The organism is Gramella jeungdoensis, from assembly GCF_023805255.1.
GTDB classification, from domain to species: domain Bacteria; phylum Bacteroidota; class Bacteroidia; order Flavobacteriales; family Flavobacteriaceae; genus Christiangramia; species Christiangramia jeungdoensis.
In genome coordinates this window covers 596,177-614,054 of record NZ_JAMSCK010000003.1, presented here as the reverse complement: position 1 = coordinate 614,054, position 17,878 = coordinate 596,177, and the positions used below count along the sequence as shown (strand labels likewise).

The window sequence follows — 17,878 nt, the reverse complement described above, 5'->3', positions numbered from 1 at the left end:
AAATAATAAGAGATTGTTTAAAAATAATTTTAGACAGTCTCTTTTTTATGTTTAATCGCTGCCTGGGCCGAAGCCACCCGTGCGATGGGTACCCTGAAGGGAGAACAGCTCACATAATCCATCCCGGCCTGGTAGCAAAATTCAATGGAAGAAGGTTCTCCTCCATGTTCACCACATATCCCTATCTTTAATTTTGGATTTGTACTCCTACCTTTCTCTATCCCCGTTCTTATTAATTGGCCCACTCCTTCCTGATCCAACACCTCAAAAGGATCGGTCATTAAAATTCCCTTTTCATAATATACTGGCAGGAATTTCCCAACATCGTCACGTGAATACCCGAAAACCATTTGCGTAAGATCGTTGGTGCCAAAAGAAAAGAACTCTGCATGTATAGCAATCTCATCGGCAGTTAAGGCTGCGCGGGGAATTTCGATCATAGTACCCAGCAGATAATCCACTCTGTCATTTCTTTCAGTAAAGACCTTATCGGCAATTTGCCTTATGATCTTTTCCTGAAGTATGAATTCTTTTAATGTTCCAACAAGCGGAACCATTATTTCGGGTTTAACATCAATACCCCGTTCTTTTACATTTAAGGCTGATTCAATAATGGCACGGGCTTGCATCTCTGTAATTTCGGGATAGGTGTTACCTAAACGGCAGCCGCGATGACCCAGCATAGGATTGAATTCCTTAAGTTCATCCACTTTATTCTTAACAGCTTTAACCGAAATATGCATTTCTTTTGCCAGCTCTTTTTGTTGTGCCAGTTCGTGAGGTACGAATTCATGTAATGGCGGATCTAAAAGCCGGATGGTAACCGGCAAACCCTGCATTGCCTCAAAAATGCCTTCAAAATCTTCTCTTTGCATGGGAAGCAGCTCCTGCAAAGCTCTTCTCCTGCCATTGCGCGTATCGGCCAGGATCATTTCACGCATAGCCCTGATTCTGTCCTGCCCAAAGAACATATGTTCGGTTCTCGCCAAACCGATCCCCAGAGCACCAAAATTCCTTGCCGCAATTGCATCTTTAGGCGTATCGGCATTTGTCCTGACTTCCATAGTTGAAAAAACATCTGATAATTCCAGTATTTCAGCCAATTCACCGCTTAGTTCAGGTTCTACAGTTGCCACTTTCCCTTCAATGATATTCCCAGTACTTCCATTTAATGATATCCAGTCACCTTCATGATATTCCTTTTCACCCACTACCATATTTCGCTGCTTATAGTCAATATTAAGAGCACCGGCACCAGAAACACAGCATTTGCCCATTCCGCGAGCAACTACGGCCGCATGTGAGGTCATTCCGCCACGAGCGGTTAATATTCCGCGGGCTATGTTCATACCCTCCAGATCTTCAGGGGAAGTTTCAACACGCACCAGAATCGAGTTTTTAAATTTGTCAGCTTCATCAGCAAAGAAAACGATCTGTCCTGTAGCTGCACCGGGAGATGCCGGCAGACCCTGGGCGATTATATGAGCTTTTTTCAATGCATCGGGATCAAAAACAGGATGCAAGAGTTCATCAAGTTTCATGGGTTCAATGCGCATAATAGCCTCTTTCTGATCAATCAATCCTTCCTTTAAGAGATCTACTGCAATTTTTATCATGGCCGTCCCGGTTCGTTTCCCATCCCTGGTCTGAAGTATCCAAAGCCTTCCCTCCTGAATGGTAAATTCCATGTCCTGCATATCCCGATAGTGAGTTTCAATTTTCTTTTGATACTCATCCAGTTCAGCATATAAGGAAGGAAGCAGCTCTTCCAGAGATGGATATTTCTCCACTCTTTCCTTTTCATCAACCTTAGCCAGTTCCGCCCATCGCTTTGATCCAAGTTTGGTGATCTGTTGTGGGGTTCGTATCCCGGCAACCACATCTTCACCCTGGGCATTCATCAGATACTCCCCATTAAAAACGTTTTCTCCACTACCGGCATCCCTGGTAAAGCACACTCCGGTTGCCGAGTTATCGCCCATATTCCCGAAGACCATCGCCTGTACGTTAACCGCTGTACCCCAGTCTGACGGATACCCGTGAATTTTCCTGTAGTACCTGGCCCTGTTCCCATTCCAGCTGTCAAAAACCGCCATCGTTGCATTCCATAGTTGTTCCCATGGATCGGAAGGAATACTATGCCCGGTACGCTGCTTGACCACCTTCTTGAAATCTCTCACCAGTTCCTTAAGGTCCTGAACACTAAATTCGGTATCCAGCTTAATATTTCTCTTTTCTTTCAACTTGTCCATGATCTCCTCAAAAGAATCGGTATCTTCTTTTGCATCGGGCTTCATTCCCAGAACCACACTCCCGTACATCTGAATAAAACGCCTGTAGGAGTCCCATACAAAGCGTTCATTGTTTGACTTCTTTATGAGTCCGGCCACCACCTCATCATTCAATCCTAAATTAAGAACGGTATCCATCATACCAGGCATGGATTTTCTGGCACCGGAACGAACTGAAACCAATAAAGGATTCTCAGGATCACCATATTTCTTTTCCATGATATCTTCTATAAAAGATATCCCATTCTCCATGTCCTTTTTTAAGACTTTGATCACCGCTTCTTTCCCATTAGTATGATATTCGGTACAAACTTCGGTGGTAATGGTAAATCCCGGAGGAACAGGAATTCCAATCCTGCTCATCTCGGCGAGGTTGGCACCTTTACCTCCTAAAAGATTTTTCATATTCTTGCTTCCGTCGGCAGTCTTATTTCCAAACCGGAATATCCTGGCCTTTTCTCTAACTGGTGCTTCCATGGTGGTATAATTTAGAATGAAAAAAGGGAAAGTTCTGGCTTGAAATTAGGGAAGAAAGGGTTCAGATAGAATGACAAAAATCATCTAAGTGGCTTTTTAACAGAAAGTTACAAATTTAGCGCGGCTTTATCTCAATTCATCTTGAGATTTTAGAGGTTAGCCTTGTAAAAATGAGTAGAGAAATTGTTTTAGCTCGAAAAAAAACTTTCGTTGGCTAAAGGTTTTGTTTTAGCCTATAACTGCTGTTCTTTTTTTATCAGATTAATCTTTTCTTCATCGAGCGGTTTAAAAAGCACATTCCGGACTAAGCTGTGATTTTTTACAAACTCTAATTCCTCTGGATTTTGAGAATAGGTAAGAATATAAATTACCGGATATACTTTAAGTTGAAGCATCTCCAATCTTTTTAAAAAATCAATAGCGTCCATAATTGGCATATTGAGATCAAGAAAAATCAGGGGCTTATAGTCTATTTGAGGCAGGATTTTTAAAACCTCTTCGGCAGAACTGAACTTACTGATTTGTAGATTAGAAAAGTGTCTATTAACAATTTTAGTCTGTATTGCATTAATAATTGCCTCATCATCTACTAAAAAAATCCTTTCTATTTGCATTTATCTGACTTTAAGATTACAATGAAACTCTATTTTTTATCCTTATTAATACCAGCCTTTGGACATTAAACCTTTAAAGTAATAAATGTGTTCGTCTCAAGAAAATATACGAGAGATAATGCGAAGAGGTTTTATAATTGACCGGGCAAATCCATCAAAAGGCAACAACCATATAAAACCAAACCCTGAAGATATCGAACTTCAGGGTTTGGTCAAAAGTAGCCTCACCAGGAATCGAACCTGGATCTAAAGTTTAGGAAACTTCTATTCTATCCATTGAACTATGAGGCCATTCAGGCTCACAAAAATAATAGGTTTCGGTAAGAAAATAAAAGACCATAAGTATAAATCTTAGATTTTTACTTATAGATTACAAAGCTTAACTTAGAGCAATCCATAAAATATTCTTTATGAAGTTATTTTCAAGCTTAGCAATAGGAATTCTTATTTTATTCAATACCAGCTGCGGGTCTGGAAATACCGATGAAGGTCAGCAATATTCGGGTACTATTCAACCCACCGGAATTACCAGTTACCAGTACGGTACTCATACCCTGGAAACTGGAGATGAATTTTATGCGCTTAAAAGTGAGGCAGTAGACCTGAGCCAGTATGAAGGACAAAAAGTTACCATAACCGCCACAAAAATTGAGGGTTATCCTGTTGATGGAGGTCCGGTTTATCTAAATGTTACAAAAGTTAAAAATCAATAGTATCTTTTTTGAAACTTGTGCCTGAGTTTGGGCGGAATTATATTTACCAAAAAAATTCAGGTTTTGAAAAAATTATTTACACTACTACTATTTTCGTTATTTATTTGTTTTAATTCCCAGGCTCAGGTTGATGAGGACAAGTTGGGTGGATGGTATATGTATTTTTGGAATACCGATTTTGGAGAATCAAAATTCGGGCTTCAGGGTGATGTACAATATCGTAACTGGGACGTCATGGGGGACCTGGAACAACTTCTCCTTAGGGCAGGAGTAACCTACAGCCCAAATTCCAACCTTAAGCTTACCCTGGGTTATGGAAATATAACTTCCGGTGAATTCGGTGACTCTAACGACACCTCATCAGAGAGCCGAATTTATCAGGAAGCCTTGCTCCCTCATAAAATTTCAAACAGAATTTATTTAAAACACAGATTCAGGTATGAGCAGCGATGGGTGGAAGATCAGGATTTCAGAACTAGATATCGGTATAATCTATTTCTAAATATCCCACTAAATCAGCCCAATCTGGATAAAAACTCCATATATCTGGCATTCTATAACGAAGTGTTCATCAATGGCCAAAAAGATATAGGCGATGGAAGACGTGTAGAGATTTTTGATCGCAACCGTCTATATGGTGCCCTGGGATATTCAATAAAAGACAACCTAAAAGTCCAGGCTGGATTTATGGAACAAACCTCAAATAGTATCAGCAAAGGTCAAATTCAGCTGAGTCTTCATCATAGCTTCTAGGCTTTTAGTATCTTTAGGCAAATCTGAAAAAACTATGAAAAAGCTTTACTTTCTCTTTTGCCTGTTACTTATAAGTTTCACCTCGATACAAGCTCAGAATATTGGGGTTGAAAAAGATGCCTTTGCACATACTTATTCCATAGTGGCAAGAGATACAGTCACAGGGGAAATGGCTGTTGCTGTACAAAGCCACTGGTTTTCGGTGGGCTCGCTAGTGCCTTGGGGAAAATCCGGTGTTGGCGTAGTGGCTACACAGTCGTTTGTTAATCCGGCCTACGGACCTCAGGGACTGGAACTCATGGCTAATGGATTATCGGCCGAACAGGCACTCACACAGATGGTAGAAGAAGACGAGGGAAGGGATTACAGGCAGGTTGCTTTCCTGGACGCTCATGGCAGTGTTTCAGCCTTTACCGGTAATAATTGCGTGGAAGCTGCAGAAGATCTCACCGGAAAGAACTTCTCTGTTCAGGCAAATATGATGCTGAATGATAAGGTGGTTCCTGCCATGGCTGAAGCCTTTATGAGATATTCAGATTATCCTCTTGCTGAAAGAGTGATGGAAGTACTCAAGGCTGCTCAGAAAGCCGGAGGTGATATCCGGGGAAAACAGTCAGCTGCGCTAATTGTAGTAGGTCCCGAAAAGACCAATAAAAGCTGGGAAGATAAAAAGATCGACCTAAGGGTAGACGATCATAAAAACCCGATCCGGGAACTGGGACGACTGCTAAAGGTAGCCAGAGCCTATGAGCATATGAACAAGGGTGATCTGGCCGTTGAAGCCGGCAATATGGACAAGGCGCTGAAGGAATACGGAGCAGCAGAAAAAATGTTTCCTGAAAATCTTGAAATGAAATTCTGGAAGGCAGTGGCTCTTGCTAATAGCGGCAGAATAGAAGAGGCAAAACCTATCTTTGACCATGTCTTTGAAGAAGACGCTAACTGGAAAGAAATGTTGAGGAGGCTTCCTAAATCGGGTATCCTAACAATTTCTGAAGAAGAGCTACTGAGAATTATCGAATAAATTAAATATCTTTATATCAGCAAATTACCCGTTATGAAAAATCTGAAAAAATTATCAATCATTGTCCTTAGTGTTATATCCGTGTTTATTTACTCATGTAAAGAGGAAGAGAAAAAGGCAGGAGTTGAAGAAACCACTACAGCATCAGCCGAAGAGATGAAAGAGAACATGGCCAAGACTTCAGACCTGAAGTATAATCCTGCTCATGGAGAAGAAGGCCACCGCTGTGACCTGCCTGTTGGGGCTCCTTTAGATAAAGCCAGCGCTTCAACCACACAGCAGGATATGACTACTTCTCCTGTGAGGCTAAACAGTGCAACTCCAAAGCTCAATCCTCCGCATGGTGAACCGGGACATGACTGCTCCAAACCTGTAGGTGCCGAACTTTAATTTTTTTAGCTTGGTGGACAAGTTCTAATAATTAATCGAGTCTACAACCAGTGATTTATGTCAGCCAGCAACAATGATTTCTATTCTAATCTATTAGTCCATAAATTACCGGTAAGCAAACTGGTAGCTAAAAAGGCTTTGTTCAATGAAGTGCCTCAGAACTGGCATATTCTGGTTTCGGATATACGCGATTCAACCAGTGCTATCCAAAAAGGACATCATCATGAAGTAAATCTGGTTGCCACCGGAAGTGTAATTGCTGTACTAAACCAGGCATTCAAATCCAACGTTCGGGTTCCTTTCTTCTTTGGAGGCGATGGTTCTGTTTTAATTATCCCGGAAGACTTACTTGAAAAGTCTTTGACTGTGCTATCAAAGCATAAAACCAATAGTTCCGATAATTTTGGTCTTGATCTCAGGGTAGGTAATGTTCCGGTAAGCGAGGTTTATAATCACAACCTGGAGTTGAAATTAGCCAGAACACAAATCACCAGTCTGTTGAATATACCCCTGGTGCTGGGGAAAGGCTTACAGTTCGCAGAGCAACAGATCAAGGGAAATGAGAGCGCACAGAGCCTTAATTTAGACAGTGTAGAACTGGACCTCTCGGGAATGGAATGTAAATGGGACAGGATAGAGCCTCCAAGAAATGATCAGGAAGTTATAAGTTTGATCATTGACGGATGCGGAAATGAAGAACCAAGCATCGTCTACTCCAAGGTTCTGAAGAAAATTGATAAGATATATGGCAGCCCGCTGCAAAGAAAACCTATCACAGCCGCAAAATTAAAATTGAAAGCCAGCCTTAGACAGATACGTGCCGAAATGAAGGCAAAACTGGGAAAATCGGACCCCTCTTATCTTATCAGGAACTGGCTGATGGGTCGCTTCGGTGAGATCTACCTCAAGAAAACACAGGCAGGAAGGAATTACATACAAAAACTGGTGGAACTAACCGACAATCTTACCATTGATGGTCGTATAAATACTGTAATAACAGGCACTTCCAGTCAGCGAAAATCCTTGTTGGAATATCTTGACCACCTGGAAAGTGCCTCAAAAATAAAATACGGATATCATGTTAGCCGCCAGAGCATCCTGTCCTGTTATGTCTGGGACCTTCAGACAAACGATCATATACATTTCGTAGATGGAGGCAACGGTGGATACACCAGCGCAGCCAGGAATCTCAAAGCAAAGCTTGCCTGATCTTTACTTTTCCTCGAGCATTCCCCTTCTTTCAGCATCCCTGGGCTCTGGCCAGGTCATCTGCTCCCCTGTTCTTCTGCTAACCGGAAGATTTATTTTCTCTCTTGAAGTCCTTTCAGGATCTTCGCTCGCCATATATGCCAGCACAGCTGTTAGGATCACATTATTACGCACATCATCAAAAACAATCTTATCATAAGTATCCCTGTTGGTATGCCAGGTGTAATTCCAGTAATCCCAGCTTAATGAACTCAGGTTAAAGGCAGGAGCACCTGCGGCAACGAAAGAGGCATAATCTGAACCTCCTCTTCCCGGGGTTCCCGGGAAATTGGTTTCAATATGTGAGGTAACCTTCTCGGGAACTTCATAAAGCCATCGGCCAAGATAATCGTAAGCATGCAGAAAACCGTTCCCTGAAATATTCACCACTCTTCCTGTACCATTATCCTGGTTGAACAATGCCTGCACATTTTCAACAATCTCCGGATGATCCTTAACAAAAGCCCTTGAACCGTTTAGTCCCTGTTCCTCGCTTCCCCAGTGACCTACCAGAATGGTCCTTTTAGGGTTTGGATAAATCTTCTTGAGTATTCTCATTGCTTCCATCATCACCAGGGTACCTGTGCCGTTGTCGGTAGCCCCGGTAGCCCCATCCCAGCTATCAAAATGAGCTGAAAGGATCACATATTCGTCCGGTTTTTCGGTTCCCTTGATTTCTGCAATAGTATTAAAGGTTGGGACTTCTCCCCCCTCTGTTGATTCTGACACTACTTTAATTTCCGGTTTATTGCCGTATTTGGCAAGTCGATATAACAAACCATAATCTTCAAGCGAAATATCAATGGTTGGGATCTCCTCGGTATAGGCCGAAAAAACTTTATTCACTCCAAAGCCTCTGGACCAGTAGGAGGTTATTATCCCTTCCGCACCAGCTTCTTCCAGAGCTTTAGGTAATTCCCGTCGCCCATAGCCTGTTCTTTCCAATCGTGCATCCCATAATTTATCCAGAGAGTCACGTTCCCTTTTCATCTTTTCAAAAGATTCAGGTGTGGCCCACTCTTCCCAGTTATCATCAGGTCTTCCCGTTGGCTGGGGCATGGATATCATCACGAACTTCCCTTTAACTGACTTTATTTTATTCGCAAAGCCAATCGAATCTTCAGCCTCTGGCAAAATAATCACTTCAGCAGTCACTCCTTTTTTCCCTGTGGATGGACTCCATGCCAGCTGTCTTGCCTCCAGACTCTGAATTCTTGGCGAGATAAGGTCAACATGGGTAATGCCTCTTTTCCAGCCCTTCCATTTTCCCCACTCTTCCTTTCGGGCGGGAATACCCCAGCCTTCATATTTTTGAATTGCCCAGTTATGAGCATTGGCCATCTGCGGAGTTCCCACCAGTCGGGGTCCCACAACATCCAGTAACTCATGAGCGAGTATTTCAAGCTGAGAATTGTTTTCAGCTTCCTTTACAATTTTTTCGATTATTTCCTGCTGAGCCAATACCGGGCTTGCAGAAACACTAAGAAACAGAACTAAAACTGCCGTAAGTGATTTTTTGATCATGAATAAAAAAATTTAAGAAAGCCCTAAGATAGCTTTTTTTGATCGGAGTAAATCATACGAAAAAAGCCATCCAATTTGGATGGCCTTGTAGAATATTCATACTTGCTTTTTTCTATGACCCTCCTGCCCAGAATAGATCAGCAAGCATAACCCTGTATTGCTTTTTAACCGAATCATAATTTATCTCGTATGAGTTGGCATAGTAAGCCGGCTCGGCATAAGCACCTAATGGTATGATTCCGTACGAATCCTCAAAATTTTTAGCCTTAAGATATTCCATCGTAATCATAGGTTCATAAAAGATGAATTCTGAATCGTAAGAGCCATAAATAAATGTTTGATCAAAGGTTGAAGAAAATGATGATTCATGCAGCCAGTGCCTGCCCATTTGTGGAACGGTTACCACATCGGGACCATATCCTTCCGGCCATATACTCGCATCGGGAAGATCATCCATACCGATAGCAAATGGAATACTTAGCTTTTCCTCCTCAGAAATCCAGTAAAAATGCATGTCAAAATGTTCCACAGCGAATCCAGGTCCTTCATGACCATGGGGGTTGTATCCAAAATCAACATGATCCACAATCAAGCCTTCTGCCTTACTGTGCAATTGCAAGGTCAAATTAAGTTCTTCATCAGGAAGGTTTTCAAGAGCTTTTTCAGTAAAAACTACTCCTACAGCAACGGGCTCCCCGTCATGATTGATGGAAACCACACTTCTAACAATTCCATTTCCCATAGGCTGTGTTGGTCCGTAAAAATCATTGACTTTTTCTGACGGATCACTTTGATTTGCCTTAAGATCGGATTGGATAATTTCTTCTCCCTGGACCATAGGGTCTTCAGGTTGGCATGCATTAAACGCGAAAAGAAATAAAGAGCAAAGAACGATTTGGAGCGACAACTGAAAATTGAATTTTTTCATAATGACGCTAGTTTAGTTTTAAAATAAGCTTAAAAGTACAAATTAAACTCTTATATTCTGATTTTCAGGCATTAATAATTTTACCTGTCATACTTTTAAACAGATAATGAAGAGTCAAAATTTAACTATCTTGTCACATGCCATATAACGGCTGATATTTAACACGAAAAATTTCAATTTTAAGCCTACATGAATTTCAAAACATTTTTATGCTTATCCTTCTTTTTAAGCATACTACACCTTACAATAAATGCCCAGACTTCAGAACTAAGTGTTGAAAAAATAATGCAGGATCCTGCATGGATGGGTAACTTTCCCAGTTCGCCATACTGGGGAATACACAGCGAGAATATTTACTTTGATTATAATCCGGATAAGAATCCCGCCGATTCCCTATACAGGATCAATATCAACGAACCGCAAAAGATCATTAAGGTTACGGCTTCACAGGAGCAGGAACTTATTCCCCGCCGTGGTGACTTTAACGATGCCAGAACCAGGAAGGTTTTCACTATAAATGGAAATCTTTTTATCTATGACATGCGCTCAAGAAAAAAACGAGAACTATTGGACCTTCCATTTTCTATAGATGACCCGGTATTTATGATGAATGAAGACCAGATAGCCTTTGAAGCTGAAGACAACGCTTTTCTCTATAATTTTGAAAATGGAAGCCTTAAACAACTTACTCATATAAAATCGGGATCTGGTTCTGAGAAGAAGGATAAAAAACTTTCTGATAAGGATGACTGGATACAACAGGAAAATCTGGAACTGCTGGAGGTGGTTAACCAAAGAGAAGAAGAAAAGGAAAGCTCGAAGGAGTATCGTGAATCGATAAATAAAGACGAAGATTTCATCTTTTATCTGAAAGAACGTGAGCTTAGCAATCTGGAAGTCTCTCCTAACGCAAAATATGCCGGCTTCAGTCTTATTAAACGCGAACGTGGCAAACGCACCGATGTGCCAAATTATGTAGATAAAAGTGGATATACGGTGAACCTTCCGGCCCGAAGCAAGGTTGGAGATATGGATTATACCGCAGAACTTGCCCTTTACGATCTGGAAAAGGATACGGTATTTATAATCGACACTTCAGAACTTCCCGGAATCAAAGATCTCCCTGACTATACGAAAGATTATCCCGGTAAAGACTGGAAATCTGAACCTCGCGAAGTTATACCTTCAAAGATCCATTTTTCGGATAATGGTGAAAAAGCCGTGGTTAATTTAAGGTCTACCGATAATAAGGATCGCTGGATCGCTCTTATCGACCTGGATAAGGGAAGTCTTACATCAATTGAACGCCAGCGTGATGAAGCCTGGCTGGCAGGGCCCGGGATCGGTTATACTTATTATGGTTATGAAACTTTAGGGTGGTTGCCAGATAATAAGCATATCTATTTTCAAAACGAGGAATCAGGATATTCGCATCTTTATATTCTGAATGTTGAAACCGGTAATAAAAAAGACCTTACTCCAGGCGAGTATGAGGTTTTTGATCCGTTCATTTCCAATGACAAAAAACACTGGTATTTTACCTCGTCAAAGGTACATCCTGGGGAAAGACATTTCTACAAGATGCCTTTGATGGGTGGGAAGACGGAACAGCTCACCAGCATGACAGGTAATAATCAGGTGCAGCTTTCACCCGATGAGAAATACCTGGCCATTTCTCATTCTTATATGAACAGACCGTGGGAGTTATTTCTAAAAGAAAACCGGGTAGGTTCTGAACCTCAGCAGTTAACAAAGGGACAGTCTGAAGAATTTGCATCTTACGGCTGGCGCGAACCTGAACTCATTCAATTTGAAGCCCGCGATGGTGCAATGGTTCCGGCAAGATTATTTATTCCTGAAGAAAATAAAAAGAATGATGCCGCTGTTGTTTTTGTCCATGGGGCGGGATATCTTCAGAATGCTCATAAGTGGTGGTCTAATTACTTCAGGGAATATATGTTCCACAACCTGCTTACCGATCTGGGGTATACCGTTATCGATATAGATTACCGTGGAAGTGCCGGCTACGGCAGGGACTGGAGAACCGGGATCTACAGGCATATGGGCGGAAAAGACCTGACCGACCAGGTAGACGGGGTTAAATACCTTATTGAAAATCATAATATAGACCCTGAAAAAGTGGGAATCTATGGCGGAAGTTATGGAGGTTTTATCACCCTGATGGCCATGTTCACCGAGGCCGATACTTTTGAAGCTGGAGCAGCTTTAAGATCGGTGACCGACTGGGCGCATTATAATCATGGGTATACTTCAAATATTCTGAACGAACCTTCTAAAGATCCTATCGCTTACCGCAGGTCTTCCCCGATCTATTTTGCTGAAGGCCTGGAAGGAGATCTATTGATCGCTCACGGGATGGTAGACACCAATGTTCATTTTCAGGATGTGGTAAGGCTCGCACAGCGACTTATCGAGCTTGGTAAAGAAGACTGGGAAATGGCCGTGTATCCTGTGGAGGATCACGGATTCGTAGAACCAAGCAGCTGGACTGATGAATATCGCAGGATCCTGGAATTATTTAATGAAAGTTTATTGGGGCAATAATGGATATAGAATTTGTAAGAGAACAGTTTCCTGCTCTTAAAAGAGACTTCATCTTTATGGATAATGCCGGTGGATCACAGGTATTAGGGAAAGTAATAGAAAGAATAGGCGGTTACCTGGTTCATCATAATGTACAACTGGGTGCTTCCTATAAGGTCTCCAGAGAAGCCGGGGAAAAACTCAAATATGCCACTTCAAGAATTGCAGAACTCATAAATGCAAACCAGACCGAAGAGGTCGTTATAGGTTCTTCCACTACCATGCTGCTAAGGATACTAAGCTTAAGTATCAGTAGACAATGGAAAAAAGGTGATGAAGTGATCGTTACCGATACCGATCATGAAGCCAATGTATCTCCCTGGATGGACCTGGAAGAAAAAGGGATTAAAGTCAGGATATGGAAGGTGAACCCAGACACTCTGGAGTTGGAGATCAACGATCTCAAAGAACTAATGAACGATCGCACAAAGCTGGTAGCTGTCACTCACGCTTCCAATGTGCTGGGAACTATCAACCCTATAAAAGAGATAGCGAAAGAGGTTCACAAGGCAGGGGCACTTATATGCGTTGACGGTGTGGCCTACGCTCCACATCGGAAAGTGGATGTTAGAGAACTGGATGCCGACTTTTACACCTTTAGCTGGTATAAGACCTATGGCCCTCATCTGGCTGTAATGTATGGCAAGTATGATGAATTGCTGAAGCTGGATAGCCTTAACCATTATTTTATCGGAAAGAAAGAAGTGCCTTATAAGTTACAACCCGGGAATTTTAATTTTGAGCTTACTTATAGTACGCTCGGGATCATCGAATATTACAATGAGATTTACAGGCGTCATTTTAACCGGAAAAAGGATGAAGATTTTCAGGCAAGGCTTACAAAGACATTCGGTCTAATTGCGGCCCATGAGGAAAAGCTGGCTTCTATTCTCTTAGAGTACCTGAATGAAATTCCTGAAGTAAAGATAATAGGAATCTCTGAAGCGGAAGCCACAAGGCGAGTACCCACTATTTCATTTGTGCATTCCAGGCTTAAGAGCAATGAGATTGTTGAAAAGGTTGATGAACACAGAATAGGAATTAGATTCGGTGATTTTTATGCAAAAAAACTGATACAATCACTGAATCTGGAAGACAGGAACGGCGTGGTGAGGGTAAGTCTGGTGCATTATAATACTCCAAGGGAGGTAAGAAAACTCATCAAAATCTTTAAGGAGATCTTTTAGTTTAATAGCGGTAGCCTCCAAAAACACGGTTTAGAGGAACCTTCATACCAAAGAAAAGGGCATTTCGGCGAACCTGATCCATAACAACCTCCATAATTTCAGCGTAAATCCCTAATTCAAATGTTACCTGGTTCCTTATTCTATAGGAAGCAGATAGTTTTACCGGCACGGTTATCACCCTGATATCTTCTTCTTTCACCACTGATCCATACTCCGGAGCTTCCTGAATAAAGGAAACACCTATTCCCGCTCCAAAATAAAGATTCCTAACCCGCCTGAACGGGTCATAATTCACATAAGGCAACAAAGTAAGCGAATTATAATGATTATCGTCCTCCAGTTCGGAAGATGTGGTTCGGTCATAGAAAAGTTCAGCACCAATACCTATTTTAGGCTTTAAATAATAGATGCCGTAGATCCCCAAACCATAGTTAGGCTCGAAACCGGAGTTAGAATAACCGTCTTTATCATCATAGAAAATATCATTTGCCACATATAAAGATGTGTGATGATAATTAAGCATCGGGCCCACTTCAAACTCTCTGATCTCCCTCCATTGCTGGCAATAAGTATTGATAGAGAAAAGGAAAATAAGGCAACAAATCAACCCCTTACCCATAAGCTAAATATTAGTTTAGCCTGAAGAACTCAGGCTCTTCCTAGATCCAATTTAAAAAATAAGCCTGAACCTGCCAAGACCTTAACCTTTACAGGCCAGGCGTTTATAATGTTATAGTCTTTTCAATTTCCTGGCTTCGCTCTTATCGGCTTCCATAATGCTGATTGCATATCCTCCACCGGGAGCCGATTTCTGCGAAAGTTTAGATTTACTATTAACCCTAAACTTTTTGATCTCGTAGGCCTGTGGATTGGTCTTATAATGAGCATCGGGCGCATCAGAATATATCGTAGCAATATAGGTTTTATCCTTATCCAGGAAGTCGAATTTGAAATTTGAAGTTCTTGCTTCATTACCATTCACATTTCCAACAAACCAATCATTCCCGTCTTTTTCTTTTCTTGCAACCGTGATATAATCTCCGGGTTCTGCCTCCAGGTAGATACTTTCCTCCCAGTCTACCGCAACATCCTTGATAAACTGAAAGGCATCAGGGAATTTCATATAATTCTCCGGAAGATCGGCAGCCATTTGTAGAGGGCTGTACATTGTTACATAAAGAGCAAGCTGATTTGCCAAAGTACTGTTCAGATGAGAATCATTGTCAGGATTCAGTTTGCTGATATCCATCTCGAAGATCCCGGGCGTATAATCCATAGGCCCTCCGATAAGCCTGGTGAACGGCAGCACTGTAACATGATTAGGTTTTGAACCACCAAAGGCCTGGTATTCAGTTCCACGAGCCGACTCGTTGGCGATAAGGTTTGGCCAGGTTCTGGCTACTCCAGTTGGACGAACGGCTTCGTGGGCATTTACCATAATCTTATAATCTGCCGCCTTTTTAATGGCATACAGATAATGGTCTACCATCCACTGATTGTAATGATTTTCTCCCCGAGGAAGTATGTCTCCAACATAACCGCTTTTCACAGCATCGTATCCATATTTTTTCATGAACTGATAGGCAGTGTCAAGATGGCGCTCATAGTTTCTTACCGAAGAAGAGGTCTCATGGTGCATGATCATCTCCACGCCCTTGCTTTCGGCATACTCCTGAATCTCCTTCACATCAAAATCTGGATAAGGAGTTACGAAATCAAAAACATAATCCTTTGAATGACCAAACCAGTCTTCCCAGCCTACATTCCAGCCTTCTACCAGCACCCCATCAAACCCATGTTCAGCAGCAAAATCGATATATTCCTTTACATGCTCAGTATTCGCAGCATGAGTGTCATTAGGTTCGGCAGCTTCAAAATCGGTTTCACCTAATTTCACGGCCTTATACTCATTGGTATAGTGCCATGAGCTTTTACCAGTGATCATCTCCCACCAAACACCAATATATTTCATTGGTTCTATCCAGGAGGTATCATCTATTTTGGATGGCTCATTCAGATTATAGGTCATTTTTGAAGCCAGAATATCGCGGGCATCGTCACTTACCATAATGGTTCTCCAGGGAGTTTTGGCCGGAGTGATCATAAATGCCTTATCCCCATTAGCATCCGGTGTAAGCCAGGATGTAAATACCATGTTCTCATCATCGAAATCAAGGTGCATTGTAGAATAATCTATCAATGCTGCTTCATGAAGGTTGATATAAAGTCCATCATCGGTTTTCATCATTAACGAAGTCTGCACCCCGGTTGGTGAAAAGGAGGTCTGGGATAAATTGGCCGTAATGGACTTTTCCATGAGACCTCTTATTTCGGAAAGTTTTGATTCTATATAATCATATTCCTGAGTGTCATAATCTCCCGGAATCCAGAAAGCGTTATGGTCTCCTGTCATGGCAAACTCACTTCTTTCGTCTTTAACTACAAAATGACCCAGGTTTTCCTGTGTTGGGAATTCATACCTGAAACCGAGTCCGTCGTTAAAAAGACGAAAACGAAGGAGCATTTTTCTACCCGTTTCATCCTGAACCAATTCTACTTCCAGTTCGTTGTAATGATTCCTTATTTCACTTACCTCTCCCCAAACAGGTTTCCATGTTTCATCATAAGAGGATTCTTCGGTATTCGCTATACTAAAACCTGCCAGAAGATCTTCCTCTTTTTTAAGGTCTAATCCCAGTTTACTGGGTTCAATTACAGCTTTATCCTTATACTCAAGAGTATAAACAGGTGTTCCGTCTTCCTGCAGTGAAAAATTCATTTTTAAATTTCCATCAGGGGATTCCAGTTTCTGAGCTACAGCATGATTAAGTGCCAACACCCAGATAAGTGAAAGCAATAAAAGTTTTTTCATAGTGTATTTTTTAAAAGAATAACCCGGTTAGTCCAGGCTATGAAATTATTTAAATCTTTGATAGCTTATCCTATAGCATGTTTAAGGTCGGCAAGCAGGTCTTCTTCGTCTTCTATCCCCACGCTAAGCCTTATAAGTGAGTCTACCACCCCGGTCTTCGCCCTTTCTTCGGCAGGAATAGACGCATGAGTCATGGTTGCGGGATGGCCGGCAAGGGATTCCACACCACCAAGAGATTCAGCCAGAGTAAAGACTTCCAGTTTTTCTACGATCTGGGTAGCGCTCTTTAGTGTATTTTCTTTTGTGGTAAAAGAGATCATTCCTCCAAAACCTTTCATTTGCTTTTTAGCGATATCATGGTTGGGATGGTCTTCAAATCCCGGCCAGTAGACCTTATCTACTTTTGGATGAGATCTCAGGAATTTTGCCACAGCTTCACCGTTCTCACAATGGCGCTGCATTCTTAGATGCAATGTTTTTATACCTCTTAAAACAAGAAAGCTATCCTGCGGTCCGCAAACTCCTCCACTCGCATTCTGAATGAAATAGAGCTTCTCGGCCAGTTTTTCATCTTTCACAACCAGGCCACCCATTACCACATCACTATGACCGCCCAGATATTTAGTCGCGCTATGCATCACGATATCTGCTCCCAGATCAAGCGGTTGCTGAAGATATGGGGTCGCAAAGGTGTTATCTACTGCCAGCAAAAGATCATGCTTTTTTGCGATTTTTGAAACAGCCTCAATATCTATAACATTCATCATTGGGTTGGTTGGAGTTTCCACCCAGATGAGTTTTGTATTTGGGTTAATATAGTCCTCGATTTTCCCAGCATCCTGCATTCCTATAAAATGGAATTTGATACCAAGACCTTCAAAGATCTTTGTAAAAAGCCGGTAAGAACCTCCGTACAGGTCATTGGTAGAAATGATTTCATCTCCGGGCTTAAAGAGTTTTACTACCGCATCTATTGCTGCAAGGCCAGAGCCAAAAGCAAGTCCGTAATTTCCATTTTCAATGCTGGCCAATGATTTTTCCAGCATGGCCCTGGTGGGATTACCACTTCGGGAATATTCAAAGCCTTTATGTCCACCCGGTGTACTTTGTGAATATGTACTGGTTTGATAGATGGGAGGCATTACAGAACCATAAGCCGGATCTGCATTTTCCTGACCTCCATGTATAGTCTTGGTATTAAATTTCATATGTAAAAAATTAGCACCTACTCATTCAAATATTCTTACTGAATT

The 17,878-nt window shown here is 41.7% G+C and carries 15 protein-coding genes and 1 tRNA gene; 8 read left to right on the top strand and 8 right to left on the bottom strand.

Annotation, left to right across the window (positions count from 1 at the left end):
* Positions 1-29: 29 nt before the first annotated feature.
* Both ppdK and NE848_RS10500 read right to left on the bottom strand, forming a co-directional pair.
* Positions 30-2,768: a pyruvate, phosphate dikinase gene (gene ppdK, locus NE848_RS10505; RefSeq protein WP_252113259.1), complete on the bottom strand. Its 2,739-nt coding sequence runs from the start codon at positions 2,766-2,768 to the stop codon at positions 30-32.
* Between the two features lie 233 nt (positions 2,769-3,001).
* Positions 3,002-3,382, bottom strand: coding sequence for a response regulator (locus NE848_RS10500; RefSeq protein WP_252113256.1), 381 nt, complete (start codon positions 3,380-3,382; stop codon positions 3,002-3,004).
* A gap of 118 nt (positions 3,383-3,500) precedes the next feature.
* On the opposite strand from NE848_RS10500, the gene NE848_RS17295 reads away from it, so the two are divergent.
* On the top strand, positions 3,501-3,632 hold the full coding sequence (locus NE848_RS17295) for a hypothetical protein (RefSeq protein ID WP_279344036.1): 132 nt from the start codon (positions 3,501-3,503) through the stop codon (positions 3,630-3,632).
* On the opposite strand, the gene NE848_RS10495 is transcribed toward NE848_RS17295, so the two are convergent.
* A tRNA-Arg gene (locus tag NE848_RS10495) sits at positions 3,602-3,673 on the bottom strand. The genes NE848_RS17295 and NE848_RS10495 overlap by 31 nt on opposite strands.
* 119 nt (positions 3,674-3,792) lie before the next feature.
* Here NE848_RS10495 and NE848_RS10490 point away from each other — a divergent pair.
* The 5 genes from NE848_RS10490 to NE848_RS10470 all read left to right on the top strand — a co-directional run bounded on the left by NE848_RS10490 (position 3,793) and on the right by NE848_RS10470 (position 7,471).
* Positions 3,793-4,095, top strand: a complete 303-nt coding sequence (locus tag NE848_RS10490; RefSeq protein ID WP_252113255.1) for a hypothetical protein — start codon at positions 3,793-3,795, stop codon at positions 4,093-4,095.
* Positions 4,096-4,158: 63 nt separating this feature from the next.
* Positions 4,159-4,848, top strand: coding sequence for a DUF2490 domain-containing protein (locus tag NE848_RS10485; protein WP_252113253.1), 690 nt, complete (start codon positions 4,159-4,161; stop codon positions 4,846-4,848).
* 34 nt (positions 4,849-4,882) lie between these two features.
* Entirely contained in the window at positions 4,883-5,872 is a 990-nt protein-coding gene (locus NE848_RS10480) for a DUF1028 domain-containing protein (protein ID WP_252113251.1), read from the top strand.
* Between the two features lie 33 nt (positions 5,873-5,905).
* Positions 5,906-6,262, top strand: a complete 357-nt coding sequence (locus tag NE848_RS10475) for a hypothetical protein (protein ID WP_252113249.1) — start codon at positions 5,906-5,908, stop codon at positions 6,260-6,262.
* 57 nt (positions 6,263-6,319) lie between these two features.
* Positions 6,320-7,471 carry a DUF3095 family protein gene (locus NE848_RS10470; protein WP_252113233.1) on the top strand — a complete coding sequence of 384 codons (1,152 nt, stop codon included), beginning with the start codon at positions 6,320-6,322 and terminating at the stop codon, positions 7,469-7,471.
* 3 nt (positions 7,472-7,474) lie between these two features.
* On the opposite strand, the gene NE848_RS10465 is transcribed toward NE848_RS10470, so the two are convergent.
* Both NE848_RS10465 and NE848_RS10460 read right to left on the bottom strand, forming a co-directional pair.
* The gene (locus NE848_RS10465; RefSeq protein ID WP_252113231.1) at positions 7,475-9,034 is read right to left on the bottom strand and encodes a M20/M25/M40 family metallo-hydrolase; all 1,560 of its coding nucleotides are present in this window, start codon (positions 9,032-9,034) and stop codon (positions 7,475-7,477) included.
* 112 nt (positions 9,035-9,146) lie between these two features.
* Positions 9,147-9,962, bottom strand: coding sequence for a DUF5602 domain-containing protein (locus NE848_RS10460; RefSeq protein ID WP_252113229.1), 816 nt, complete (start codon positions 9,960-9,962; stop codon positions 9,147-9,149).
* 189 nt (positions 9,963-10,151) lie between these two features.
* Here NE848_RS10460 and NE848_RS10455 point away from each other — a divergent pair, with 189 nt between their 5' ends.
* Positions 10,152-12,527 (top strand): S9 family peptidase, encoded by a 2,376-nt coding sequence (locus NE848_RS10455; protein ID WP_252113227.1) that lies wholly within the window; start codon positions 10,152-10,154, stop codon positions 12,525-12,527.
* Positions 12,527-13,753: a cysteine desulfurase-like protein gene (locus NE848_RS10450; RefSeq protein ID WP_252113225.1), complete on the top strand. Its 1,227-nt coding sequence runs from the start codon at positions 12,527-12,529 to the stop codon at positions 13,751-13,753. The genes NE848_RS10455 and NE848_RS10450 overlap by 1 nt, the downstream gene beginning before the upstream one ends.
* A 1-nt stretch (position 13,754) precedes the next feature.
* Here the strand turns inward: NE848_RS10450 and NE848_RS10445 are convergent, their stop codons facing one another.
* The 3 genes from NE848_RS10445 to NE848_RS10435 all read right to left on the bottom strand — a co-directional run bounded on the left by NE848_RS10445 (position 13,755) and on the right by NE848_RS10435 (position 17,833).
* Entirely contained in the window at positions 13,755-14,372 is a 618-nt protein-coding gene (locus tag NE848_RS10445) for a hypothetical protein (RefSeq protein WP_252113224.1), read from the bottom strand.
* Positions 14,373-14,483: 111 nt separating this feature from the next.
* Positions 14,484-16,625 (bottom strand): glycoside hydrolase family 97 protein, encoded by a 2,142-nt coding sequence (locus tag NE848_RS10440; RefSeq protein WP_252113222.1) that lies wholly within the window; start codon positions 16,623-16,625, stop codon positions 14,484-14,486.
* Positions 16,626-16,690: 65 nt separating this feature from the next.
* Entirely contained in the window at positions 16,691-17,833 is a 1,143-nt protein-coding gene (locus tag NE848_RS10435) for a cystathionine gamma-synthase (protein ID WP_252113220.1), read from the bottom strand.
* Between the last annotated feature and the right edge of the window lie 45 nt (positions 17,834-17,878).